This window comes from Desulfatiglans anilini DSM 4660, assembly GCF_000422285.1.
In the GTDB taxonomy this organism is placed as follows: domain Bacteria; phylum Desulfobacterota; class DSM-4660; order Desulfatiglandales; family Desulfatiglandaceae; genus Desulfatiglans; species Desulfatiglans anilini.
In genome coordinates this window covers 230,238-252,692 of the sequence record NZ_AULM01000003.1, presented here as the reverse complement: position 1 = coordinate 252,692, position 22,455 = coordinate 230,238, and the positions used below count along the sequence as shown (strand labels likewise).

The following is a 22,455-nucleotide window of genomic DNA, read 5'->3' as shown; positions in this document are numbered from 1 at the left end:
CATGACTGCTAAAGGTATTCGTATCCAGGGGTTAAAAAAACGTTATGGAAGTGGCGATACCGCCGTTGATGCCCTAAAGACCGTCGACATGCACGTTGCGCCGGGCGAGGTCGTTGGACTGATAGGTCCTTCTGGATCTGGCAAAACCACGCTCCTTAAATGTTTGGGAGCGGTGATCGAGCCGACCGCCGGAAAAATGATACTCGGAGATGACGTCATTTATGATGATGGCTGGAAGGTCAAAGATCTTCGTGCCTTGCGGCGGGACCGGATAGGCTTTGTATTCCAAGCACCTTATCTGATTCCTTTCCTCGATGTCACCGACAACGTAGCCCTTCTGCCCATGCTGGCGGGAATGCCAAATGCCGAGGCGCGTAAACGGGCAATAGGATTGTTTAAAGCGCTTGATGTGGAGCATCGCGCCAAGGCCATGCCATCTCAACTCTCTGGTGGAGAACAGCAACGAGTGGCTATTGCACGTGGCTTGGTGAATCGTCCCCCGGTAATACTGGCCGATGAACCGACCGCTCCGCTTGATAGTGAGCGCGCCCTGGCCGTAATCCGGATCTTGAACGATATGGCCAAAAAATTCGAGACCGCCATTATTGTCGTCACCCACGATGAAAAAATCATTCCCACCTTCAAACGCATATATCACATCCGTGACGGGGTAACCTATGAAGAAGAAGGCGAAGGACGTGGTTTCGAATGAGATCAATACAGAAAGGTATTCAAAATGACAAAAGACGTCTGGCTTAAACGAGTCGCATTGGTTGTGCTCATGACTATTTTAACCGCAATCAGTTCTGCAACGTGGGCCGAAGAGAACGATAGTGCAGTCAAAGCGCTCTCGCTGAGAAATATCATGCAGGAATTGAGCAATAACATGCAGATAGTGACTGATGCCATTTCCAGAGAGGACTGGGAACAGGTGGCGGGAACTGCGCCGCAGATTGCCAATCATCCACAGCCGCCGATAGCAGAGAAGATGCGCATTTTAGGTTTTGCAGGTTCCAATGTGAGCAACTTCAAAAGTTTTGACAAGCAGACACATCAAGCCGCAAAGGAATTAGAAGAAATCGCCATGAGAAAAGACGGTAAAGGGGTGATAGCACAGTTCGCAACACTCCAAAAAAGTTGTCTCGCTTGTCACCAGAGTTTTAGAAAAACCTTCAAGGAGCATTTTTATGGGAAATAATAATATGGTTGTTCATTATGCTCTGATAGGAATGTGTCTTCTGACGTTGACAGGATGTGCTGTTGGGCCTGACTTCCAGCGCCCGGCACCCCCTGATGTGATTGGTTATACTCCCACCCCGCTGGCTACAAGTTTGAATTCCTCCCCCACCACGCTGGGTGATCCACAAAACATTATTAAGGCAGAACGACTAACAAAACATTGGTGGCGAGCGATGGGTGCCGACAAACTAGACATGCTCATCAGCGAGGCCCTGGAACGTAATCCAACCCTGATGGCGGCAGAGGCTACTTTGCGTCAGGCTCAGGAACTTTACGCGGCGAGGGCTGGTTCGACGCTTTATCCACAATTAGAGGGCAACTTGGGTGGCCAGCGCCAACGCTTCAATCCTGGAACATTAGGACAAACCGGAGAAGCACGGGAATTCAGTCTCTACAACGCTGGCGTGGGTGTTCGCTATACATTTGATCTGGCCGGGGGCAATCGTAGGGCGTTGGAAGCTCTGGCTGCCCGGAGCGATTATCAGCAGTTTCAATTGGAAGGTGCTCGTTTGACATTGGTGGCAAATATCGTCACAACGGCCATCACTCAGGCAAGCCTGAAAAGGCAGACTGAAATTATAGAAAACATCTTGAAGTCGCAGGAAAACCAACTCGAACTAACCCGGGAACGCATTCGTCTTGGTCATGGAGAACCGGACGATGCGTTAGCCCTGCAGACACAGTTGGAGCAAACGCGCGCCAAACTGCCGCCGTTACGTTATCAACTTCAACAAAACGAACATTTTTTGGCCGTTCTTGTGGGTAAAGCTCCAGGAGAGAGTTTGTTGCCGTCGTTTACCTTGGAGGATTTCACCTTGCCGCCGGAGTTGCCATTGTTAATCCCCTCTGAACTGGTGCGTGCAAGGCCGGATATTCTCGGTGCTGAAGCGTTGCTGCACGCCTCTAATGCAGAATACGGGGTCGCAATATCGAAACTATATCCCCAACTCAACCTTAGTGCCGATCTTGGATCGCAGGCACTGACGACCGGTGCGTTGTTCGGCGGTGGTTCTGCTGTTTGGAGTCTGGTGGGGCAGCTGACACAACCCCTGTTCAATCCAGGCTTGCCCGCTGAAAAGAGAGCAGCTCTCGCCGCTTTCGATGCGGCTGCGGCAAACTACCAGTCCGTTGTTCTGGAAGCTCTTCGCAACGTAGCTGATGTACTGAGGGCATTGGAGAATGATTCAAAAAGGCTGGAGGCTCTTTCTGCCGCTGATTCCACTTCAGGGAAGTCCCTAGAGTCGACACAGCGCCGGTATAAGCTTGGAACTGTAAGCTATTACGATCTGCTTATCGCACAGCAGCAACGGCTTCAAACCGAACTCGATCTGACAGAAGGCCAGGCAAAACGCCTGGTCAACACTGCCGCGTTTTACCAGGCGATGGGCGGCGGATTAAATGGCATTACCGGAAGCGCTGGCGATGTGTCGGAGGCTCAAAGCGCGGAGCGGATCGCCTCGCGATAGTTCTGGAGGATCTGCTCGCGGTACTTATCCATCACCGGATGCAGAAAGGGTCTGGCGGGGATGATGATGGTCGCGCCGTTCGGATGTTTGATGGTGGCCCCGTACTCCATGACGGCACCGATGTTCACCATGTCTTCCCCGTCCTTGTTGACGGTGCCGCGCAGCAGGCCGACGAACGCCTTGTCGGCCATGATTTTTTGGGTGATGGAGTTGACGAGAAAGCCGGTGTCGATGAGCGCCTTGCTTGAGCCTTTGCGCTCGATGGTGCTCTCGGCGAGTTTCACGAAGGCCTGTCCGCCCGGGGCCTGGGAGCGAATCCCCCGCTGGATCTCGCGCACCAGAAAAAGGGCGTTGCGGATCGTGGCCTGACGCAGGGCCGTGGCCAGGCGCGGCCCCATGCCGGTGGTCAGCTTGGCGCGGGCCTTGTCCCAGTCACCGGTCCGCCTAACGCCCATTGAGCTTCACCAGTTGCAGGTTCTTGTGAGTGACGGTGCCGAAGAAGTGTTCTTCTTCCACACTCTGTATGCGATAGGTTTCCCTGTCTGAGGCCAGGCGGTCTTCACCCCGGACATCGGCATCCGGAAGGACACAGGCGAGCGCGTCGATCTTGCCGCTCAGCTCCTCCGGCGGGGTTTCGTTCAGTTCGAGGGGGATGACGGAGATTTCCGTGTATTCGGCATCGTCGGTGCCGTAGAGCCGCTCGCCGGGAACCACGCGCAGGATGCGTGCGGTCTGGCCCGAGGAGAGGATCAGCCGGGCGACATCGGCCACGGCTTCGGCGCGTTCCCGGTCATTCAACAACATCGAGATCGATCCCTTGTTCGTAGATGACCGGCGTAAGGCCGCTCGGGGTCAGGATGTAGGCTTCCTGATCGAGCTGGGTGGCCGGACGCAGCTCGGTGAGCCGCTGCCGGTAGTCGGCGAGCAGATCGGCCTCGAGCTTGGCCCAGTGGCCGGGCTGTCCAGTTTTGTCCACTCTCTTGTCGCCGCTGGAAAAGGAGAAGGCGTTGGCGGTGGCCGAACGCATGACCTGGCAGGCGTGGATCTGCGCCATGATCACCAGGAGCTCGCGGACCTCGCCGGTGGGATCGGGGGTGATCTCTCCGACCGTGATCGTCAGCGATTGGTCGAGGTCACGGCCGACCCGGAAAACGGCTTTCCGGACGCATCTCTCCAGAGTCTGGTCCTCGAAGAGAGATGCGCCCGGATCGGACAGGTCGAGCCGCAGGTCGGCGATCAGGTCACTCAGCAGCACCTTGCAGGCCCTCCAGACGGCTCTTGAGCGCGTCGATCACCGTGCGGCGTTTTTCGGTTTCCATGTAGCCCTTGAGGGTCTCCGGATTGGCCTCCTCGTTGACCTTGGAAATCGCGTCGGTGGCGGAGAGCTTGCTCAGGTCCACCGGTTCCGCGTCCTGGTCTGGCTCTGGAGGGGCGAGCGGTTCCTGCTTCGGTTTGTCGGCCATGGCCAGGCGGCCGTTCTTGAGCGCCGCCTGGATCTGCTTGGTGAGGCGTTCCACCTCGACTACTTGGCCGGGCTTGAGTTTCAGCCCGGCGTCGGGGATCACCAGAACGCCGGGACGGATGTTCTTGATTCGATTCATCTCACGTCACCTCCCGGATTACGGAACCAGTTTGACCTTGGCCATGATGTCGGGGCGGGTAATGCCCTGACCGATCTCGGACCACACCAGCCAGCCGGTTTTGAACCGGGTCTTCTGGTCGATGGACTCCGTCTTCAGGTTTTCGCGCACCGGCATCTTCCCGACCTCTTCATCCGGGACGATGATGATCTCGTCCAGCGGCATGGAGGCGGTCAGCAGAATGCCGCCGGTGCCGTAGTTTTTGATGACACCTTTCTGGCGCAGCTCGAGCTTGGTCTGGGGATCGAGGTTCCAGCCGCGCATGTCGTTGAAACGGCGGCCGCGCATGACGATGTACTTCACCGACAGCTCCAGATCCTCGATGATCGAGATGGCCTCGTTCAGTGCATCCTCGGTGAGCAGGTCGCCGGTGACCTCGATGGTGTTGGCCGCCGGGATGGCCGAGGAGAGCACCGAGATGGTGCGGCGGTCCATCTCCTTGCGGATGGCGTCGGCGGCGCTGGTCTGAATGTCCATCAGCGTGCCGATGTTGCCGTTTTTTAGGACGGAAACGTCCACCATCGGGTTGGAGTGGATGCGGTTGGTGGGGAACTCGACCTCGTCCTTGCCCACCTCCTGCTCCTGGGCGTCGCCGTCCTTGCTGATCCAGTGGGCTTTGACGGTCGGTTTCTTCTGGTAGACCGGACGTTCGCCCTTGGGCAACGTGTGCTTGGTGAGCAGCAGCGAGGAGATCTCCTTGCGCTTGATCTCCTGTTCGATGGGCGCGGCGATGGCGGCGGCAAGCGCCCGCATGCCTTCGGGCGACTCGAGAGCCTCGCTCATGAGCCGCGCCATGGTTTCCATGTACTCCTGGGAGTGGATCTTCAACTGATTGGTTTTCATGTGCGTTGGCTCCTTGGGTTAGACGAGCAGGCGAAATTTGAGAACGCCGCTCTGTACGGAAATGGCGTGGGCGACCACATGCTCTCCGGCCGCGACACCGTTGGTCAGGCGACCGCTCGCCGAAACTTTCAGGTCGTCTCCGGCGACGACGGTCCCTTCGAAGGCGTCGGTCTCGTAGACGCCGCCGTCGCAGTAGATGCCGGGCATTTCGCCACCGGCGTAGTCCTTGATCAGGATGCCGAAGGAGCGTTTGGTGGGATCGGTGTTGACGGCGAACAGGTCGTCGCCGACCACGCGGACCACCTGGCCGAGCTGGCCGTCGCCCTGGATGTGGCCGTCGCCATAGGCGAGGCTGCGGTGACACGGATTGATGAATGACATGGTGTTTCCTCCTTATGCGTTGATTTGCGAGTGTTCGGGAGAGTCCTCGCCGACACGGTTGCGGTAAGCGGCCATGAACCCGTCGCGCAGACGGTCCTCGAGCGACACCTTGCGGTCGTCCACATCGTGGGGCCGGACACCGGCGTCGCTGCGCAGCGGGGTTTCCGTCGATGCCTTGGCGGCGGGCTTGCCGCCCTGGTCGCTGTCGGCGGGTTTCTCTTCCTTGTCCTTGTCCGCTTTTGCCGATTTGGGCAGGCGCTCGTAAGCAGCCTCGGTGGCGGCGAAGGCTTCGTCGGACAGTTCGGCCAGGCGTTTCAGTTCGGCTTCCCGGTCCTCCTCGGACGCGAAGGAGAGTCCCTGCTTCTCCAGCCGGGTGAGCAGCTTCTTGGCCCGGGAGCGGCAGGCGGCCGCCTTTTGTTCGGCTTCCAGTTCCTGGACGCGTTTCTGCAGCTCGGCGACCTGGGCCTTGAGCTGCCGGTTTTCCTTTTCCAGGTCGGTAACGCGGGCAGGATCGCCTTCCTGCTGGGCCGGTTTCTTCTTGGCCGCTTCGACGGCCTGGTCATCGGTGGGTTTGGTTTTGTCTTCCATCGTGGAATCTCCTTCGGGTTGGGATTGGTCGGGCTGGCTCTGAAGGGACGCCACCTGCAGAATCCTGGCGTTCTCGTCCGCGCCTTTGCGGTCGAGCAGTCCCAGTCCGGTGAAAGTGACGCCGTGCAGAATCTCGAAAACGGGTTGGCCGTTGAAATCACGGCCTTTGAATTTGCGCAGGTGGGTGCAGTAGTCGGCCTTGTTCTGGAAGCGCTTGTGGCAGACCGAGCATTCGCCCTCCTGGTAGTCGCACTCCATGGAGACCTGGGAGATGATCCCGCGCTTCATCAGTTTGTAGGCCAGCCGGGCGGCCGGGGTGTCGTGGACGTACAGCTCGCCGACGCATTCCACGCGGCCGCCGTTGTCGTCCTCCAGGTAGTCGGCGGCGACGATGCCGCCCACGATGTCGTTGAACTCCTGCGAATGCTGCAGATCGACCTTCTTGTTCACGGCCGTCATGTGCCGACCGGACAACTCCTCGGCGGTGAAGTGGTCGCCGTTCTTGTTGGTGCCGGTGCGGCAGAGCACGAAACTGAACTGGGGGTCGCCCGCCGAGCCGACATCCATGGCCTCGGTCGCGAGGCGTTCACCATCGCCCAGTCGGATGTCCACGGGGATGCTTGTGTGGAAGTTCGCGGCGGCGGCCATCGGAACGGGTTTCTCCTCCCGCTCGGCGCTGGCCTTGGCCCCGGGAGCGCAGACGAACAGACGCTCCTTGGCGTTGGAAGCCTCGCCGTGCTTGGAGGTGATGGCGTAGTGGTGATCCTTGGACTTCATCCGGCTCTGTTTGCCGAAGGAGCCGATGATCCGCTTCATCTCCTGCTCGTTGGGATAGGCGTGATCGCGGTAGGAGATCAGCCAGTGCGGAATGTGCTTGGCGTTGCCGAGAAAGGTCTGGAAGAACTCGCTGGCGTTGGCCTTGGTGACGGTCTTGTGGTCGGTCTCGTAATACTTGACCTTGGTGTCGGCCTTGATTTCGAGCCCTTCCCAATAGGTCATGAGCCCCTCCACGAAGTGGTAGGCCCGCTCGTAGTTGGTGGTCGAGAACTCGGTGGCGTAGGGCGGATCGAAGTAGGCCAGATCCGCCTTGGCTTTCGGCAGCAGGTCGTTGATGTCCTGCCGGTACGCCTTGTTCTCCTTGTCGTTGTCGAAGACCAGGGCGTTGATGCGCTGCAGGTTCTTGCGCAGACGATCCTTGAACTCGTCGGGGGTATCCTGGCGGCGGCCATAATCGGTGGACGACGAGAAGTGGCCGAAGCCACCCTTGCCGCTCATGCAGGTCTTGCCGAGGCCGAACAGGGCGATGTCTTTCTTGAAGCCGGAGAGCTTGTCGCAGTTGGCGCGGATAGTGTCGATCAGTGCATGGACACCCTTGGCGAAGAAGATGCCCTTGAAGTTGTCCTGAACGAAGCTGCCCGCTTTGGCGGTGTCGGCCAGAAGCGCTTCGATCTCGTCCTCGCTCAGGCGAACCGAGTTGTTCTCGATGATCGCCTTGGCGGCGTGGTGGCAGTAGCGGAGCCGGTCGTTGGCGATGACCTGGAGGCCCTTGGTCTTGTACATGTAGGCCACGACCGCAGACCCCGAAAAGGCATCCAGCACGGTGCCAACGCCTTCCGGAGTATGCTTCCAGATCCAGTCGACGAGCTTCTGCTTACTGCCGATGTAGTTGGTGATGTACTTGGGGCGTTTCTCGGGAGGGAGCTCTTCAGGAGCGGACTGTTCGGCGGCCTCGGACCCGAGCGTGTCGGGATCGAGAGTCAGCGCCGCATCGGCCTCCAGTAGAAACGCCAGCCTTTCCAGGTCTGTGGCGAACAGTTCCATCAACGTCTCCGGTCAGTTTGCTGTGCTCTCCGCGACCTGCGGGGAGCGTTCAGCGGTTACTTACCGGAAGCGTCGGCGATGTGTCGGAAGGTGAGGCGAATTTCAGCTGTCGGGGTTCAGCCGGGCCAGAACGGCCTTGCCGCAGGCGTCGATGGAGGGGTATTCGTCGGTCTCGGTGATCTCGGAAAAGACCCCGTCATAGGGGGATCGGGACAGCCGGTGGTATTCGAGAAAATCTGCCGGAAGCGAGGTGGCCCCGGCCTCGACCAGACGGTTGACGACCCAGGCGGCTTCGTCCTTGCGGTCGGCAAGCCCGTTCGGCCCCCGGTCGAGGTAATACATCTCCACATCCAGGCCGGGTCCCGGCCCCTGAACCCAGACGCCCACGGGCACGTATTCCGGGACGGTGGCTTGCCGGTCGGCGAGTATCGAGTCGATCATATAGCGCAGTTTCATGACCAGTCCTCCGCGATCCGGAGATGCTCTGCCAGAAGCTGGTCGTCGATCCGGCGGAATCTCTCGGCGTTTTTCTTCCTGTAGGAGATCCAGCGTTGCCAGTCCGCCGCGAGTTCGGGCTCCGAGACCGGCTCGATCATTTCGACATGGTGAATGCGGCCCAGGTCGTCGGTCAGATCGACAATCAGCCACCCTTCGGCCTTCTTACCGTCATGTTCGGCTGTCAGGGTGTCTTCGACCCGGACATCCACCACCTTGATGGTGTGGGCGTGCTGGAAGCCCTCGTCGTAACCGAGCGCCTTCCACAACAGCCAGAAATCGGTGCGCAGATGGTTGCCAGCAGCGTCGAAATGGGGTGCGATCCGGGTGACGGTGAAGCTGTCCACCAGGGTATCCAGAAAGAGATCCCCGGATTCTCTGACGGTCATGCGGCTGCCCCGGCTGTTGAACCAGTGCAGCGATTCCTGCAGCCGCCGTTTTTCCTGTTCGATAAAGTCCTTCATGGTCATTGTTTGCGTTTGCTCCATCTTTGCGGGGTATGGACGATGTCCTCCACCTTGCGCCCGTCGGGCAGTTTCTTGATGCCGCGCCGGGTGAAACTCTGGATGATCTCCCGGCGTTCGTTGTCGCTTCTGGCGACGATGAATTCGATGTTGTCCAGCAGCGTCACCGAGTATTTGAAGATGGTCTCGTTGCCATGGCGCTGCGAGAACCGCTTCCAATCATCGATGCTGGCTCCCCGGTTGCGCTGCACGTAGTCGTCGATCACCTTGCCGTAGGCGTCATGGTCATAGCTGATGGCGTCCATGCGCCGCAGCATCTGTTTCTTGAAGTAAAGGGCCGGTGAGGCGTCGCTGGCCGGTTGCTTCTTGATTCGGGTGAAGAAATAGCTCGCGCCGCCGGTCTGCATGTCGGCCACCGGGGACATTCCGCCCGGAGCCACGCCCATGCGCATCTTCTCGACCGTGCTGACCATGGCTCCGTTGTTCTCCATGATCAAGTCGATGAAGCCGGACATGCTCTCACCGTTGGTCAGATCGTGGACCAGCGAATAGCCCTTCATCTGTTTTTCCAGGTCCTCCTCGGTGATGTCGAACCGGAACTGGTGCCGGTATCCGCCCTTGGCGTCGCGGTCCAGAAAGCCCGCCTGGTATTCGCCCAGCGGGTTGTATCCGGAAAGCTGGGTGATGTCCTGGACACCCAGTTCCTTTTGCCAATAGCCGCGCAGGGCCTGGACCCGCTCGGTGGTGGTGGCGTTGCGGTCATCGAGGGATTTCTGCAGCCGTTTGTAATCGGCGCTCTTGTCGGTCTTGCGGATGTAGGCAAGCTTTTCGAGGTACATCTGCTCCGCGTTTTCCGCCGTGGCCACCCGGGTGTCGATCCCAAGCTGTTCGAGCTTTTCCAGCATCGCCTCGACCCGTCCGGGAGTGGCGTCGCCATCCAGGATCATTTCCAGCTCGCCGCGCTGGGCATAGAGGTTGGTGTCCGACCAGGGGCGATAGCGGACCCGGGTGCCGTCCTCGAAGGTGACGGTGTACTGGTGTCCGTCCTGCATGCGGGAGTTGTGATTGAACAGCGCCCGATTGTCGATGTCGTCGGCCTCTACAGTGATGGTGCCGGAACCGATCCTGCGCTTGGTGTGGGTCACCTTGCCACGTTCCACCTTGAACGGCGGTTTTTCCTTGGGTTTCTGCGCGTCGAGCTTGGGCAGATACTGCTCGAAAACGCCGTTGGTGGCCCGGTCCCAGTCGACGGACTCTTCGATCTCCTTGACCCATTTCAGATAGTGGTCCGCCATCTCCTTGACCTTGGGGTCGGCGCTCTTTTGCAGGGTCTCCAGTTTCTTGCGCAGGCGCAGGGCCTTGTCGATCTTGGTCCGGTTGTACTTGCCGTCGCCCACGTGGAAGTTGACGTTTTTGACGGCGTCCAGAATCGTCGGAAAGAAGCTGTCTTCGACCAGCGGTTGTCCCTTTTCCCCGGCCGCCGTCTGCACATACCTGCGCAGCACCTCGTCGATGCGGCGGTCGGTGTCCGGCCGGATCTTCATCTTGACCACGGTGCGCTTCTTCCCCTTGAAGCTCTCGGTGAAGATCAGCGCGTTCTGGTCTTCCACGTCGCCGCTGTCGAAGGGCAGCGTCTTGCCCTGCCAGCCGAGCTTGCGGGCCTCCTCGACCAGGGCTTCCTCTGTTGAGGAGAGCAGCTTTTTCTTGCCGGTGGCGGTACTCAGCTTGTCAAAACGGAAGCCCCGATCCCCCAGCACATCGGCGTAATAACCCTCGAAGTCCCGCCGGAGATTGTGTTTCCGCTCCAGGGCCTGATCGTAGAAATGCCGCAGCCTGGCCGGGTCCTTGGCGAACCGTCCCTCGGCGTAGGGTCGCAACAGATCGAGGTAATCCTCGTCGGCGATCTTTTCGACCTCCTGGATGTAGCGAAGGGTCGCGTTCGGATCGACCCGCACCTTCCCTTCCTTGGCCGCCCGGAAGACCTTGTTGTAAAACGGCTCTTCCTCGCCGCAGACGCCGTTGGGGTGATAATCGAGCGAGAGCTTGTCCTGGCCCAGAAACTTGAATGCCTGGCCTTTGTCGATGCCGTAGACGCGACCGTCCCGGGCACGGATGAACTGCTTGGAATGTCCGTCGTGATTGGCGATCAGCCAGTCGACCACATGCTCGCGCTGGATCTGCTCCAGTTCGATGGTGGTCAGATCCTGGGGCAGGATGTTGCGAAAATCGAAGTCGTCCCGCAGATCGGTGCGCCATTTCTGGATGGAGCCGGTGCGGCCGTTCAATTGGATGGTGCGCACCTCGATGGAATGGGGGTCGATCAGACGACCGATCTTGTAGGCGGCTTCCTCTCCGAAGGCGATGAACTCATCGTCCTTGCGGCCAATGGGCTTGAACAGCCATTTGTCACCGTTTTCATCGGTCCAGAACTCCTTTTCGTGCGCGCCGCCGACAGCGGCCTTGCCGGTTTTTTTGAACTTCGAAGGCAGACCCTTCTGCTTCCACGCGGTATCGACGGTGGCGAACTCCGCGCCTTTCTTGCCGATCTTGGGCTCGGGTGGCTTGACCGGGCTCGGTTGTGGAGCCGGTTTCGGTGGCTCTTTCTTCGGCGTGGCGGGCTTGGCCGGTGCGGTTTTCTTCTTGCCGCCATGTTTTTCGGCCCAGGCTGCGTGCTTGGTGTCGATGCTGGCCTGAACCGCTTTGATTTTCGCGGGATCGGTCTCGGTGAAGAGCGTGGTTAGCTCGTCTTTGTTGGCCCACTGCCAATACTGGACCTTGGTCTCCTTGGCGAGCGTCTTGAGCTCCGCCGATTTCAGTTTGCCGACCTGATCTTGGAAGAGCTGTTTTTTGAGGGCGATTTCCTTGCTGTGGGCCACAAGCAGTTCCTGGGGCAGATCGGTGCCGCCGGAAACCGCCTGTTCCGCCTTGGCAATCGCGTCGAGAAAATCCTTGTAGCCGGTCGGTGTGTCGGGAACGACGACGGCCTTGGCGGCGTCTTCGAGGGCCGTTTTCTGTTTCAGGATCAGCTTCTGCTTGGCCTCGTCGACCGCCTTTTTCTTGACCGACTCGGCCATGTCGGCACCGGCCTTCTTCTGCAGCGCCTCGACGAGCTGCTGCTTGTTCTTGAGGATGCCAATGCCGTGCTTCTGTTTGGCCGCCGCGAGTTCCTTGCCCATCAGGCCGCTGTGGTCCACGCCGGGTTCCAGCTTGTCCAGTAGCTCGATGGTCTCCTGTTTGGTCATGTTGAGGGAGATGCCGTTCTCCTTCGCCATCTCCTTGAGCTGCTGGGCGGTCATGCCTTCCAGCCCCTCGGCGGGCGGGATCTTCGCCATCTGGGCGGCGAGCAGCTTGGCCTGTTTGAGTTCCGCCTGCTTCAGTCCCAGCAGCTCGACCAGTTCTTCCTTGGTCCGCAGCAGACCGATCTTGTGTTCCTTGAGCTTGGCGCTGAGCGCCGCTCCGGCCAGGTCACCGTGATCGATCCCCGGTTCGGCCAGATCGAGCAGCTTGATGAAATCGGCCTTGGTCCGGGCAATGGCCACGCCGTTCTGTTTCGCCAGGGTCTGGAGCTGTTTGACCGTCAGCGAACCGAGGTCGGCGATGTCGCCGGTTTCAAAGGCGCTCTTGAGCTTGGCGTTCTCCTTGGCCTGGGCGTCGGCCATGCCTTCCAGCACATGGGGCGGTAGAATGCAGGCGTCCCCCTGCGATGCCTGGGCGGCGGCCTTGGTTGCCATCTCGCTACCGCAGACGGTCATCGGCCAGGCCACGATGTTGGTACAGCGGCAGTGCGGATGCGCGGGTTGCTGGGGGAACTTGTCGATGGGAAAGGTCTTGCCGTCCAGGCCGCCGCAGACCGGGCACATGCGCTCATCCTCCATGGCCAGCCATTCCAGTTTCTGGATGCCGACCCGCTCGTGGAATTTGAGCCTGCCCATGTTGTGGGCGCGGAGGACCTCGGTGCGGGCGATCATCTCCATGCGGTACTGAGCCTTGCTGAACACCCGGCTTCCGGCCTGGCGAAAGGAGTCCTTGTCGATGATCACCTTGCCCATATCCCGGACGATGTCGTCGGCTCCCTTGCCCGTGGCGACGCCGTTCAGGATGGTGCGCTTGATGCCGTCTGCGAGTTCGCGGTGAACGTCACCGGCGAGTGTGAGGTTGTACTGCGCCATGAAGTCGAGGGCATTGGTGTCGACGATGGTGAACACCTTAGTGGCCAGCTTGTCGATGCCTTCGGGTTTGAGGTCGGCGTAGAACGGCAGCGCCGCGTCGGCGAGTTCGCCGATTCCCTGCTGGATGCCGAGCTTGAAGGAGTCCTTGGTTGTCTTGCGAAAGACCAGGGTCTGCTCCCGCTTGAGCCGTTTCATGGTGTCGTCGAGTTCGAGCTGGAGCTTTTCCAGCCCTTTGAGGGCGGCGAGCTTGTTGTCCGGCAGGGAGCCGAGGGAGCGGTACTGGAGGATGGCGCGGGCGACCTCGTCTTCGGCCTGTTTGAGCGCCTGGGTGAGCTGGGCCGTGACCTGGTCGTTGTAGCGGTTGCGGGCCGTCAGACTCTTCAGTGTGGCCGCTTGGATGCGCTGCTTGAGGTCCGACGGCATCAGCGGGGCTCCCGGCGGTCGATGAAACGACAGGCCGGGGCGTCGAAGGTGCGCTCGCTGTTGTGGACCCGGCAGTGGTTGGTGTCAGCAATGAAGTGGCTGCACTCGTCGCACACGGCAGCAATGCCGGTGGACTCCAGGTCGCCCGACCAGACTAATGCCGCCTCCGCCGTGGGTTCATCGTCCTCGGCCGGAATCCCGAGCATCTTCCGAGCACGAGGCACGCTGAGGATGCCGGAGACGACCATATCCACCACCGGCTTCACCTGTTTCTCGTCCATCAGGTCGATCTGTTTGCGTTCGGTCTCGCGGTTGGCGGCCTCGATATCCGGGTCCAGGTCCATCTTGAGCTGGAGGCTGGAGCGACTGATGAGTTTGCGGTCGTAGAGTTCGATGAGGAGCTTCTTGAAATCGACCGCGTCGCTGGGGTCGAGGTCGTTGAAGATGAACTGGATGCTCTTGTCGCCGTGGCCGTTAAGTTCCATCCAGTCGTCGAACACCCAGTCGAGGAGCTTGCGAGCGGCCTGTTTGATCTCGCGGATCATGACCATCATCTTCTGCATGCTCACCGAGGCGGTGGCGAAGTTCGGACCGTCGCCGGTCACCAGCGAGCGTGACAGACCCAGGGCCACCACGATGTCTTCCTTCACCTCCTTGACCTTGTCCTCGACGTTGAGGACCTGGCCGTCGGTGCCGTGGGTTTCGACGTTGACGTAGAACGGGACCACCAGGCCGCTTTTCATGTCCATCTTGTTGACCATGTCGCGGACCTGTTCGAGCATCCGCTGGTCCGGCATCACCATCTTCTGGCCGAACGCGCCACCCACCTTGAGCAGGCGGAACGGCGTGGCCCAGCGCTTGGCGATGGCCTGTTCGGCCCGGCGGTAGTCGCGCAGCAGTTCGATGGCTTGAAAGGCTGGAAGCACGAGGGAGTTGCCCCGGGGCGAAAAGGCCGGAGCATCCCATTTGAGGTGGACCACCTGCTCGACGGGCAGCGGGATGGATTCCCCGCCGCCGGGGGTGTCCTCGGGAAATTGCCGGGCCTCGATCAGTTCTCCCTGGGCGTATTTGACCTTGACCGAAACCGGGTTGACGCAGACCAGCTCCTCGATGTCCTGGCCGGACTTGGTGAAGCGCTTGAATCCGATGGCGTCACCTTTCACCAGGAGCTGAAGAACCATGTCCTTGATGAACTGCGAGACGTTCAGCCGCCAGGCGGCCTCCAGAGCCTGCTCCTTGAGGGTCTCGTCGTCGCTGGTGATCTTGATCTCGTCGCCCACAGCGAAGGTGCGCCAGGAGTTGACGCAGTTCTTCACCAGCGGCTCCTCGACGTAGTATTCCCAGGCCTTGCGGGCGCGTTCTTCCCAGGTGGCCGGAATCGCTTCGGTGGCGTTGACCTTGCTGAAAGCGGCCGAGTCGAGCGCGGCCGCTGCGGCCAGCGGCGCGATGACAAAGCCGGTGGTGTCCAGGCTTTCGGGTTGTTCGTCCTGATTGGCGGTGCTTTCCACGTGATCCTCTCGGTAGTTTCGGCCATGACAGCCGCACATCCGGCCCGTGTGGACCGAACCCGGCTCGATGCCGGTTACTTACCGGAGCGGGGTGGAAAGCGTCGGAGGATGCGATCAGATGAAGATCGGATTGGTGAGCACGGGCTTGAGCGAGACCACCTCTTCGCCGACCGGGTCGAGGTTGCCTTCCTCCCGGATCAGCATGGCGCAGCGCACTGCGTCGATGATGTGGTCGTTGCCCTTGGAATAGATGATCTTGCCGTCCCGCAGGGTGTAGGTGTGGGTGGTGAATTGGTCTTCCACCTCCAGGTCGTCCGAGGGGAAAATGACCTGCTTACGCTGTAGGGCTCCGTTGATGAGGCTGGTCATCAGCTCCTTGGTGCGCTTCTTGACTTCTTTGCCGTCGCGGACCGCCAGCCGGGTCATGCCGCCGAAGTCGTATCCCTTGAGCCTGCCTTCCAGCTCCAGCCCCTTGTACTTGTCCAGGGTGAGCAGCTCCTGGACCACGGCCAAGCCGTTGCCGCCGTTGTCCACGCCGATGCCCGCCGGGGTGTAGTAACGCTCCAGTAGCGCGATGATCTGGGCGATGTGCGGATAGGAAACGTGTTCGAGATGAACGCGCAGGATCATCTTCAGCAGCGTCCGCTCTCCGATCTCCATCTCCTGGAATACGACGATCTCGGTGGGATCGTTGGTGTAGCCCAGGTCACCGCCGACCCAGAACTGACCGCTGCGGGGCGTGAGGTTGAGCAGCATCTCCAGCCGGTCGTGGGCCGCTTCCTCGGTGTCGCAATCGCGCAGCTCGGAATCGGTGATGACGATCTTCTGGTACTCCAGCAGATCCTGCCGACAGAGGTTGAACTGCTCGACATTGAAGGCCCCATAGGAAGGCTTGCCGTGTTCACCGGCCACCTCGTGTTGCCAGCCGGAGCTGTCGCGGCCGCCGTAGAACTCCAGCAGTTCGGCTTCGCGATCCTCGGTCCACAGGGGGTTGAGCCAGGACGGCCATCGGAATACATGGAACTGCTCCGATGAGGTGAGCCGGTAATAGGTGGTGTCGCGCAGGCCGTTGGGCGTGGAGTAGATGCGTAGCGTCCCCCCGGCCTTGAGGCACTGACGCAGCGCCTTCCAGGCCCGTTCGGTCAGCCAGGCTCCTTCATCGACCCAGACGCGGCCGACATGCAACGAACGAAAGGCGTCGCCATAGGCCCCGGCCGGGCGGAAATAGAGCACCGAACCGTTGGTGAACTCCAGTCGGAAATAGGGTTTGCGGTGGATCTTGGGCTTGCCGTACTTGGTCAGGGCGATGCTGTTCATCAGATCCGGGTTGCTGTCGAGCTGGAACTCGATCTCCTCGATGATGGTGTCGAGGTGCCCCTGGTGCGGAGCCGCGATGAGGCCCTGGCCGCCTCGGGTGGTGAAGGCGTAATGGAGCGCGTCGGTCGAGAGCACGATGGACTTGCCCACGTCCCGGCCGTCGAGGTGGATAATGTTCTTGGCCGGGCAGCGCAGGTCCTCCACCTGGTGCGGCCAGTAGTCGCGGCCTGAGCCATCCCGGTTGTAGAGGTAGGCTTGCCCCCACAACACGGGATCGCTCAGGGTCGCCGCGAGTTTGCGCTCCTTGTCGGTTACCGCCATCAGTGCATTCCCGTCCTCAAGGCGTTGCCGAGGATGGTGCCCACCAGTTCCGTCAGGATTTGCTGCACGGCCAGGGTGTTCTTCCGGTCGTGGACAGCTTCCTGAATGTCGATGATGGCCTGGTCCAACTCCGTCCAGGCCCGGTACTGCTGCTGGGCCGCTTCCAGACGGCCGAGGGCGTTCTCGATCCGTCCCGCCGCCAGCTCGGTGCCGATTTCGACCAGGGCCTCACCGGCCTGGCGAACGGCATCGCTGTTCTCCTGAAGAATCTCTTTCATTGGCCTGCCTCCTGGTTCGTGCCGTTGGCCCACTGGTCAAGGGCGTCCACGGCGGTCTGCAGGCGCAGGCCGACACCGGTCAGGCGCTCGGCGTCCGGGTGGCCGACCTCGCGTAGCGCCTTGTTGGCCTCGGTCACATACTCGGGTGTGTGGCGGTTGACGGTGGCCACTGCCGACTGGATCTGGGCCGGAGGCCGGTAGGTGGCGCAGCCGGTCATGATCCCGGCCAGGACCAGCGGGATGGTCCATTCGAGTGTCTTCTTCAACATGTTGATCTCCTTTGGTTTATGGGTTTGGGGTACATGCAGAAAGATCTCTGCAAACACTTGATTTCCAACGAGATAGAAGCGTCATTGGATGTGACGCGGGATGGTCCCGCATCAAAGAAAACCGGAACCGGAGGCAGGCCATGACCTACGACAGAAACCGCCAGCAGGCACTCAAGGCGTACCGAGAAAAGCAGGAGAACATCGCCCGGCTGATCGAGGGCATTCGCGGCAAGCTCGAAGCGGACGCGAAGCAGCCGGACATCACCTGGGCGAGCGTCGGCTCCCTCGGCCACGTCGAGGAACTGCTGCGGGAGCTGGACGAGTTCCTGTCCTGAACACACCGGGCCACCGACAAAGGAGACATCGACATGACCGAATGCACCGTGCATCAAGCCGCCGAGGCTTTCATCGGCTACCTGCGGGAATCCGGAAAGAAAGAGCGGACCCTCTACACCTACCGGAAGGACCTCGACGTGGTTGAGGCCTTCTTCGGCGCGGATCGCCAGCTCGCCGAGATCCGGCTTCCCCAGGTCGGCAAGTTCTACAAATCCGATCTGCTGCTCAAACTCCCCGACAGCAAGGAGCGGGCCGAGCGCACCGTCGCCAAGACCGTTCGGGTGTTCCGCATGATGATGGTCTGGGCCAGAGAATCGGGGCGCATCGAGGAACTGCCGCTGCCCAAGAGCACGCCCATGGGCCACAGCCGGGTGAAGGAGTCCAGCGATGAGCAACCGAACGGCTGACCTCGACCTGACGGGCGCAACGGAGGCGTTCTGTGCCCGCCTGTCGGCCGAAGGACGCTCCCCGGCGACCATAGCCGCATACCGCCGGGATCTCGCCCTGGTGGCCCGCGTGGCCGGGGAGTTGGCCCCGGGCATCGTCTGCCGGGAAGTCACGGCCGGGCTCCTCGACCAGGTGTTCTCCGCTGATGCGGTCACCGAGAGTGAGCGAGGCCCACGCTCGGCGGCCTCGCTCCATCGGATGAAGGCGGCGGTGCGGGCCTTTTTCGCCTGGGCTGTCGAGGCTGGCGTGGTCGATGACAATCCGGCCCGGTCCATCCGCATGCATCGGTTGCCGAGAAAGCTGCCGGTTTTCCTGACCGCCGCCGAAAAGAAACGTCTGCTCAAGGAGCTCAAGGGGCGGACCGAGTTCTCCGCGCTGCGCGACCGCGCCATGATCGAGGTGCTGCTGGGCACCGGGATCAGGCTTGGCGAGCTGGCCGCGCTCGACATGGATGACATCGACCTCGACGCCAAGCATCTGCGGGTGCGGGCCAAGGGGAATGTGCCGCAGGTCAAGTTCATCAAGACCGACCTCCGCACATTGCTGCGCCGTTACCTGGCCGAGCGTCGTCGACACGGCCGCCCAGAAATGGAAGCCCTGTTCCTGTCGAACCGGGACGGCAGACTCTGCCAGCGGCAGATAGCCAACCGGCTCGCCCACTGGCTGCGGAAGGCCGGGATCGAAAAGGAACTGACGCCGCACGGGCTGCGGCATACATTCGCCACCCACCTCTACGGCGCGACCAACGACCTGCTCGTGGTGCAGCGGGCATTGGGGCATCGCGACGTGTCCACCACCCAGATCTACACCCACCTCGTGGACGGCCAGCTCGAGGAAGCCCTCGAACGCCTCTGATCCTTCCTGACCCGACGATGGGAGCGGCCTCGGCTGCTCCTGTTTTCGTTGGCTTAGACAGTGTCGAAGACAGTGAATGACAGTGCCCGCAGAAGAACACATCCGCCGATGATGAATGATTATGACGATGGTTCTCAGCCGCCTGGGTGGAGCGGGAAATATCGATTGATCGGAATTTCTCCTTCTCTGTCTGTCGGCCGCACATGGCAATATCTGCTTGGCTTATGCGCTCCAGTCGCAGAACACACATGGCAATATCTACTTGGGTTATGTGAGAGAGCTCCGGCGTGAACATGCCAATATCTGCTTGGCTTATGCGGCTCGGTTTATGCGCACACATGCCAAGTGGATATCGAGAACTGCAGGAGGAAATCGAGGAGTGAAAATGATGATCGGCGGCCGGAGAATGCCGATTCCGAAAGTGCAAGGAACACGTCTTATCCGCAATTCCTGGTGAAGCTGTCTGCCGCAAGTCGCCGTGTGCCGGGGTCATCGGAAAAGCCCTCCATGGTGTTATCCGCAATTCTTTCCGTGTTTCTTGCGGCCGGAGGGTTTCGCGCCCGGGGTGTTGGCAGCCTCGGCCACCTTCTCAAGCAGTGCCGCCGCCCATTCCGCCGGAGAGGTCTGCGGGCCTTTCGGCTCCTCACCCTCGCGAGCAATCTTGGTGGTCTTGAGATCCTTCATGTGGCAGCGGATCATCCGGTCGAGCTTTTCGGCGGCGTCGGTGTTCCCCTCGATCTGGGCGCGGACCAGCTTGACCGAGTAGACGCCCACCAGCTCCACTTGCAGGAAGTCGCTGGATTTGTTGAACTCGAAGTCCTGGTTGAGGCGGTCGATGATCGCGTCGAACATGACCTTTTCTTCCGGCGTCAGACAGCGGTCGGCGAAGATGCCGTGACGCAGCCGGTTCTGGTTGCCCTCGGGCGCACCAGGCCCGCGCCGGGGCGGTTCGGTCTTGCCCTCGTTGCGGTGCCAGCGGTCCAGCGTCTCTTTGTCCGGTTTGTTCAGTGCCACGTGGAAATCCTGCCGAATATTGTTTTCCCAAGCCGGGATGCGGGGCGGGAGGCCGATTTAGCCTCCAAACGCGCTCCCGCCGGTTCAGGGGTTACTTACCGGAAGCGGCGGCCAACTGTCGGTCCCGGTCCTATTTTCGTTCGGCGGCGATGATCTGGTTGACCCGGCGGGTGGTCACTCCAGCGAGGTTGGAGATCTCCTGGCTGCTGATCCCCTGCAGATGAAGGGCAAGCACCAGGTCGCGGCGCTCCTGGTAGAAGCGGCTCGGTGCCGGGACCCAGAGAATTCCGGTGTAGTGCTTCTGGATCTGCGCGAAGAGTTCCTCGGGCAGGACATCCTTGGCGTTGGCGTAGCGTTTCTTTTTCTTCACGGCTCAATCCTCCACTTTCTTCATCCACGGCTGCGGCACGTCCGGGTTGTAGAACCGTAGCGTGCTGGGACGCCCGGACTTCGGCCCGTGGACAATTTCGATAAAACGCTCGGTGACCTCGCCAATCTCCTGTTCGCCATCGACGAAACAGACCAGGCCGTAGTCCTCGCCGCAGGGAAACCTAAACCGACCCTGGTTCTGATAGAGGCGTGCCTCGGACCAGCCCTTGGCCATGGCCTCCTCACGGATGGTGTCGACCTTGGCGACAGCCTGGGAAGTCACCGGCTGCTTACATTTCCAAGCTTGGTTCCCGGGATAAATCCAGTCCTTTCTGGGAACGTCGACGGGTTTATCCTGGGGCTCGGAACGAAGCGCGGGTGGCCGGTAGTTCTTTGGGGAAAAGGAGTGCAGGACCTCCTGCAGGCTATCCTTGCCGAACTCCCGGATGGCCAGCTCCTGCAGGGCGTTGAATCGCTGCCGTAGCGTGTTCCAGGTATCCTCGGGGAGCTTTCCGGCCTTGTGCGCGGCTTGGGCGGTGACCATGCGGGAGCGTAGCCAGGCAAAGTATTCAGGCGACAGACGGCGACACAGCGTGCCGTCGATCTCCCGGTCTTCAGGCCAGTCGCGGGCGTCCTCGATCTCGTGAACGATGAGCCCGGTGGAGACATAGATGGCGGGCTGCGGTGGTTGCGGTGGTAATGATGGGGTTTCACCTCCGGCCGAGGCTTCCTGCCCTCCGGCGGTGTGCTTGATCATGGTTTTCAGAAGGCTCATGGCTTCACGCTCCAGAAATACGGGTTAATCGCTTTTCCCGTTACTTACCGGAGCTGCCCTGAAACCGTCGGAGACCATCTGCTGCGGTGGATACGTGCGGTGGCTGCGGTGGTCGTAAGGTGGAAGGTTTTCTCGTCCCACCGCAGGGGGTGGTTCTTTGTTTGTTATTTGTTTTTAGATAGTTATGAAGAAAGAGAAGATAGAGTGCGGTGGTTGCGGTGGTATTTGGGAAATGTCTCTCACACTGGGCCGGAATTTCCGTGGCGTGGAATGTCGGGTTGGTAGGTAGAAAAAATATTTCAGCCCATAGGGGGTGAGACCTCTGGGTTTACCACCGCATCCACCGCAAGGGACAGCGGTGTTCACCGCACCACCGCAAAAGAAAAGGACGCCCGAGAGCGTCCTGGATGGTGTTGGGTCAATAACTGACGAGAGCAATTTCAAAGAGTTGCTATTAAACCCCACCGCGCCTCAACGGACACGGCTGGGGACTCTTTGTCTGTCTATTTGGTTGCTATGACTCCCATGAATTCACTGTCATCAGTCAAAGGAACTCCAGCCAATGACCCCATTAAGGTGTCGATTTTGAACCCTGCTTCGCCTAATTCCTCTGATAGACGCTCCGGGGTGTAATACTGAAACCAGTTGAATATTTGCCAACTTTCAGTTGGTTCAATAATCAGTATACGGTCCAAGGACAATGCCTCATCGGGATACAGTATTGTCCGCTGTATCCCGACGTAGTCTCCCTCGGCCCAGAAGCCTCCCATCAGATTGCTTTCGACAATCGTCCCCTCGTGTTTAGCGGCAAAACTTCCCATCCCTACGACATCGAGGACAACCTTCCCGCCCGGCTTCAGCATGTCGTGTATTTTTGCTAATAGACTCTTTCGGTGGTCTGAAGAAAGGGCACAGTAGTCATAGTAAATCAGAGTGACAACATCAAAACCGGTGGGGAGACTGTCCGCAAGGTAGTCTGCGTGAAGGTAACGAATTAGCTTGCCGGTACGGGTTGCCTCTGCGACAGCGTAATCCAATGTATGGCATGAAAAATCGACACCGGTTACATTCGCTCCTCGCTCAGCAAAACGTGTGGCGTATAGCCCGGGACCGCAGCCAAGATCGCATAGATTTTTGCCTTCAAGTGAAATTTTGCGATCAAGCCATTCGATAATCGAATCGATGGCCGTTAGCGGTCTCGACGCGAGCTCTGTGCTTTGATCCAAATGAAACTGAAGCATCTGGCGGGCAAGGTGAGGTCGGGTCCAGAGTTCTTTAGCTGTGAACCGCGAATGCGGAGCGGGGCGTTGGGTGAACTCGTGCAATGTTTTATACATAACAATCCCTCAGAGCCTTTGGCTCTTAAACTTGTGAGGTGTTGATTTTGAGCAAACGTCAACATCACGCGGACGGGCCTCTGCGACACAAGAGTGTCGA

At 60.0% G+C, this 22,455-nt stretch carries 24 protein-coding genes; 6 read left to right on the top strand and 18 right to left on the bottom strand.

Annotation, left to right across the window (positions count from 1 at the left end; translation table 11 throughout):
- Position 1 precedes the first annotated feature (1 nt).
- Genes H567_RS0105135 through H567_RS0105125 form a run of 3 tightly spaced genes read left to right on the top strand, consistent with a single transcriptional unit; the run spans position 2 to position 2,705 of the window.
- Positions 2-712 carry an ABC transporter ATP-binding protein gene (locus H567_RS0105135; protein WP_005997848.1) on the top strand — a complete coding sequence of 237 codons (711 nt, stop codon included), beginning with the start codon at positions 2-4 and terminating at the stop codon, positions 710-712.
- 24 nt (positions 713-736) lie between these two features.
- On the top strand, positions 737-1,198 hold the full coding sequence (locus H567_RS0105130) for a cytochrome c (RefSeq protein WP_028320583.1): 462 nt from the start codon (positions 737-739) through the stop codon (positions 1,196-1,198).
- Entirely contained in the window at positions 1,188-2,705 is a 1,518-nt protein-coding gene (locus tag H567_RS0105125) for an efflux transporter outer membrane subunit (protein WP_028320582.1), read from the top strand. The genes H567_RS0105130 and H567_RS0105125 overlap by 11 nt, the downstream gene beginning before the upstream one ends.
- On the opposite strand, the gene H567_RS0105120 is transcribed toward H567_RS0105125, so the two are convergent.
- From H567_RS0105120 to H567_RS0105055, 14 genes are all read right to left on the bottom strand, one after another.
- Positions 2,675-3,160 (bottom strand): phage virion morphogenesis protein, encoded by a 486-nt coding sequence (locus tag H567_RS0105120; protein WP_028320581.1) that lies wholly within the window; start codon positions 3,158-3,160, stop codon positions 2,675-2,677. The genes H567_RS0105125 and H567_RS0105120 overlap by 31 nt on opposite strands.
- Positions 3,150-3,509: a hypothetical protein gene (locus H567_RS0105115; protein ID WP_028320580.1), complete on the bottom strand. Its 360-nt coding sequence runs from the start codon at positions 3,507-3,509 to the stop codon at positions 3,150-3,152. The genes H567_RS0105120 and H567_RS0105115 overlap by 11 nt, the downstream gene beginning before the upstream one ends.
- Positions 3,496-3,960, bottom strand: coding sequence for a hypothetical protein (locus tag H567_RS0105110; protein ID WP_028320579.1), 465 nt, complete (start codon positions 3,958-3,960; stop codon positions 3,496-3,498). The genes H567_RS0105115 and H567_RS0105110 overlap by 14 nt, the downstream gene beginning before the upstream one ends.
- Positions 3,947-4,306, bottom strand: coding sequence for a hypothetical protein (locus H567_RS0105105; protein ID WP_011366970.1), 360 nt, complete (start codon positions 4,304-4,306; stop codon positions 3,947-3,949). Before H567_RS0105105 ends, H567_RS0105110 begins: the two co-directional genes overlap by 14 nt.
- 18 nt (positions 4,307-4,324) lie before the next feature.
- On the bottom strand, positions 4,325-5,188 hold the full coding sequence (locus tag H567_RS0105100) for an HK97-fold major capsid protein (protein WP_022992997.1): 864 nt from the start codon (positions 5,186-5,188) through the stop codon (positions 4,325-4,327).
- A gap of 18 nt (positions 5,189-5,206) precedes the next feature.
- Positions 5,207-5,569 (bottom strand): hypothetical protein, encoded by a 363-nt coding sequence (locus H567_RS0105095; RefSeq protein WP_027182227.1) that lies wholly within the window; start codon positions 5,567-5,569, stop codon positions 5,207-5,209.
- 12 nt (positions 5,570-5,581) lie between these two features.
- Entirely contained in the window at positions 5,582-7,978 is a 2,397-nt protein-coding gene (locus H567_RS0105090) for a DNA adenine methylase (protein WP_028320578.1), read from the bottom strand.
- Positions 7,979-8,080: 102 nt separating this feature from the next.
- Positions 8,081-8,434: a hypothetical protein gene (locus tag H567_RS0105085; RefSeq protein ID WP_028320577.1), complete on the bottom strand. Its 354-nt coding sequence runs from the start codon at positions 8,432-8,434 to the stop codon at positions 8,081-8,083.
- On the bottom strand, positions 8,431-8,943 hold the full coding sequence (locus tag H567_RS0105080; RefSeq protein WP_028320576.1) for a hypothetical protein: 513 nt from the start codon (positions 8,941-8,943) through the stop codon (positions 8,431-8,433). Before H567_RS0105080 ends, H567_RS0105085 begins: the two co-directional genes overlap by 4 nt.
- Complete coding sequence (locus H567_RS0105075; protein ID WP_028320575.1) at positions 8,940-13,529, bottom strand: minor capsid protein; 4,590 nt, start codon at positions 13,527-13,529, stop codon at positions 8,940-8,942. Before H567_RS0105075 ends, H567_RS0105080 begins: the two co-directional genes overlap by 4 nt.
- A complete protein-coding gene (locus H567_RS0105070) occupies positions 13,529-15,037 on the bottom strand; it encodes a phage portal protein family protein (RefSeq protein ID WP_028320574.1) in 1,509 nt (502 codons plus the stop codon). Before H567_RS0105070 ends, H567_RS0105075 begins: the two co-directional genes overlap by 1 nt.
- Before the next feature lie 114 nt (positions 15,038-15,151).
- Positions 15,152-16,624: a terminase large subunit domain-containing protein gene (locus H567_RS0105065; RefSeq protein WP_208598325.1), complete on the bottom strand. Its 1,473-nt coding sequence runs from the start codon at positions 16,622-16,624 to the stop codon at positions 15,152-15,154.
- Between the two features lie 50 nt (positions 16,625-16,674).
- Complete coding sequence (locus H567_RS0105060; RefSeq protein ID WP_028320572.1) at positions 16,675-16,953, bottom strand: hypothetical protein; 279 nt, start codon at positions 16,951-16,953, stop codon at positions 16,675-16,677.
- Positions 16,950-17,222, bottom strand: coding sequence for a hypothetical protein (locus H567_RS0105055; RefSeq protein ID WP_028320571.1), 273 nt, complete (start codon positions 17,220-17,222; stop codon positions 16,950-16,952). The genes H567_RS0105060 and H567_RS0105055 overlap by 4 nt, the downstream gene beginning before the upstream one ends.
- 140 nt (positions 17,223-17,362) lie before the next feature.
- Here H567_RS0105055 and H567_RS0105050 point away from each other — a divergent pair, with 140 nt between their 5' ends.
- The 3 genes from H567_RS0105050 to H567_RS0105040 are packed head-to-tail and all read left to right on the top strand — an operon-like array spanning position 17,363 to position 18,860.
- Positions 17,363-17,557, top strand: coding sequence for a hypothetical protein (locus tag H567_RS0105050; protein ID WP_011366959.1), 195 nt, complete (start codon positions 17,363-17,365; stop codon positions 17,555-17,557).
- 33 nt (positions 17,558-17,590) lie between these two features.
- The gene (locus H567_RS0105045; RefSeq protein ID WP_028320570.1) at positions 17,591-17,965 is read left to right on the top strand and encodes a hypothetical protein; all 375 of its coding nucleotides are present in this window, start codon (positions 17,591-17,593) and stop codon (positions 17,963-17,965) included.
- A complete protein-coding gene (locus H567_RS0105040; RefSeq protein WP_028320569.1) occupies positions 17,946-18,860 on the top strand; it encodes a tyrosine-type recombinase/integrase in 915 nt (304 codons plus the stop codon). Before H567_RS0105045 ends, H567_RS0105040 begins: the two co-directional genes overlap by 20 nt.
- A 513-nt stretch (positions 18,861-19,373) precedes the next feature.
- Here H567_RS0105040 and H567_RS0105035 read toward each other — a convergent pair.
- From H567_RS0105035 to H567_RS0105020, 4 genes are all read right to left on the bottom strand, one after another.
- Positions 19,374-19,874, bottom strand: a complete 501-nt coding sequence (locus H567_RS0105035) for a hypothetical protein (RefSeq protein WP_013219077.1) — start codon at positions 19,872-19,874, stop codon at positions 19,374-19,376.
- Positions 19,875-20,004: 130 nt separating this feature from the next.
- Positions 20,005-20,244: a hypothetical protein gene (locus H567_RS23200; RefSeq protein ID WP_051184503.1), complete on the bottom strand. Its 240-nt coding sequence runs from the start codon at positions 20,242-20,244 to the stop codon at positions 20,005-20,007.
- A gap of 3 nt (positions 20,245-20,247) precedes the next feature.
- Positions 20,248-21,018: a hypothetical protein gene (locus tag H567_RS0105025; protein ID WP_028320568.1), complete on the bottom strand. Its 771-nt coding sequence runs from the start codon at positions 21,016-21,018 to the stop codon at positions 20,248-20,250.
- Between the two features lie 503 nt (positions 21,019-21,521).
- Positions 21,522-22,355, bottom strand: a complete 834-nt coding sequence (locus H567_RS0105020; RefSeq protein ID WP_028320567.1) for a class I SAM-dependent methyltransferase — start codon at positions 22,353-22,355, stop codon at positions 21,522-21,524.
- Positions 22,356-22,455 lie beyond the last annotated feature (100 nt).

Bases quoted from the DNA above. Each gene is read 5' to 3' on its own strand.
- H567_RS0105135 (WP_005997848.1), top strand. From the start codon at position 2: ATGACTGCTAAAGGTATTCGTATCCAGGGGTTAAAAAAACGTTATGGA.
- H567_RS0105130 (WP_028320583.1), top strand. From the start codon at position 737: ATGACAAAAGACGTCTGGCTTAAACGAGTCGCATTGGTTGTGCTCATG.
- H567_RS0105125 (WP_028320582.1), top strand. From the start codon at position 1,188: ATGGGAAATAATAATATGGTTGTTCATTATGCTCTGATAGGAATGTGT.
- H567_RS0105120 (WP_028320581.1), bottom strand. From the start codon at position 3,160: ATGGGCGTTAGGCGGACCGGTGACTGGGACAAGGCCCGCGCCAAGCTG.
- H567_RS0105115 (WP_028320580.1), bottom strand. From the start codon at position 3,509: ATGTTGTTGAATGACCGGGAACGCGCCGAAGCCGTGGCCGATGTCGCC.
- H567_RS0105105 (WP_011366970.1), bottom strand. From the start codon at position 4,306: ATGAATCGAATCAAGAACATCCGTCCCGGCGTTCTGGTGATCCCCGAC.
- H567_RS0105100 (WP_022992997.1), bottom strand. From the start codon at position 5,188: ATGAAAACCAATCAGTTGAAGATCCACTCCCAGGAGTACATGGAAACC.
- H567_RS0105095 (WP_027182227.1), bottom strand. From the start codon at position 5,569: ATGTCATTCATCAATCCGTGTCACCGCAGCCTCGCCTATGGCGACGGC.
- H567_RS0105090 (WP_028320578.1), bottom strand. From the start codon at position 7,978: ATGGAACTGTTCGCCACAGACCTGGAAAGGCTGGCGTTTCTACTGGAG.
- H567_RS0105085 (WP_028320577.1), bottom strand. From the start codon at position 8,434: ATGAAACTGCGCTATATGATCGACTCGATACTCGCCGACCGGCAAGCC.
- H567_RS0105080 (WP_028320576.1), bottom strand. From the start codon at position 8,943: ATGACCATGAAGGACTTTATCGAACAGGAAAAACGGCGGCTGCAGGAA.
- H567_RS0105075 (WP_028320575.1), bottom strand. From the start codon at position 13,529: ATGCCGTCGGACCTCAAGCAGCGCATCCAAGCGGCCACACTGAAGAGT.
- H567_RS0105060 (WP_028320572.1), bottom strand. From the start codon at position 16,953: ATGAAAGAGATTCTTCAGGAGAACAGCGATGCCGTTCGCCAGGCCGGT.
- H567_RS0105055 (WP_028320571.1), bottom strand. From the start codon at position 17,222: ATGTTGAAGAAGACACTCGAATGGACCATCCCGCTGGTCCTGGCCGGG.
- H567_RS0105050 (WP_011366959.1), top strand. From the start codon at position 17,363: ATGACCTACGACAGAAACCGCCAGCAGGCACTCAAGGCGTACCGAGAA.
- H567_RS0105045 (WP_028320570.1), top strand. From the start codon at position 17,591: ATGACCGAATGCACCGTGCATCAAGCCGCCGAGGCTTTCATCGGCTAC.
- H567_RS0105040 (WP_028320569.1), top strand. From the start codon at position 17,946: ATGAGCAACCGAACGGCTGACCTCGACCTGACGGGCGCAACGGAGGCG.
- H567_RS0105025 (WP_028320568.1), bottom strand. From the start codon at position 21,018: ATGAGCCTTCTGAAAACCATGATCAAGCACACCGCCGGAGGGCAGGAA.
- H567_RS0105020 (WP_028320567.1), bottom strand. From the start codon at position 22,355: ATGTATAAAACATTGCACGAGTTCACCCAACGCCCCGCTCCGCATTCG.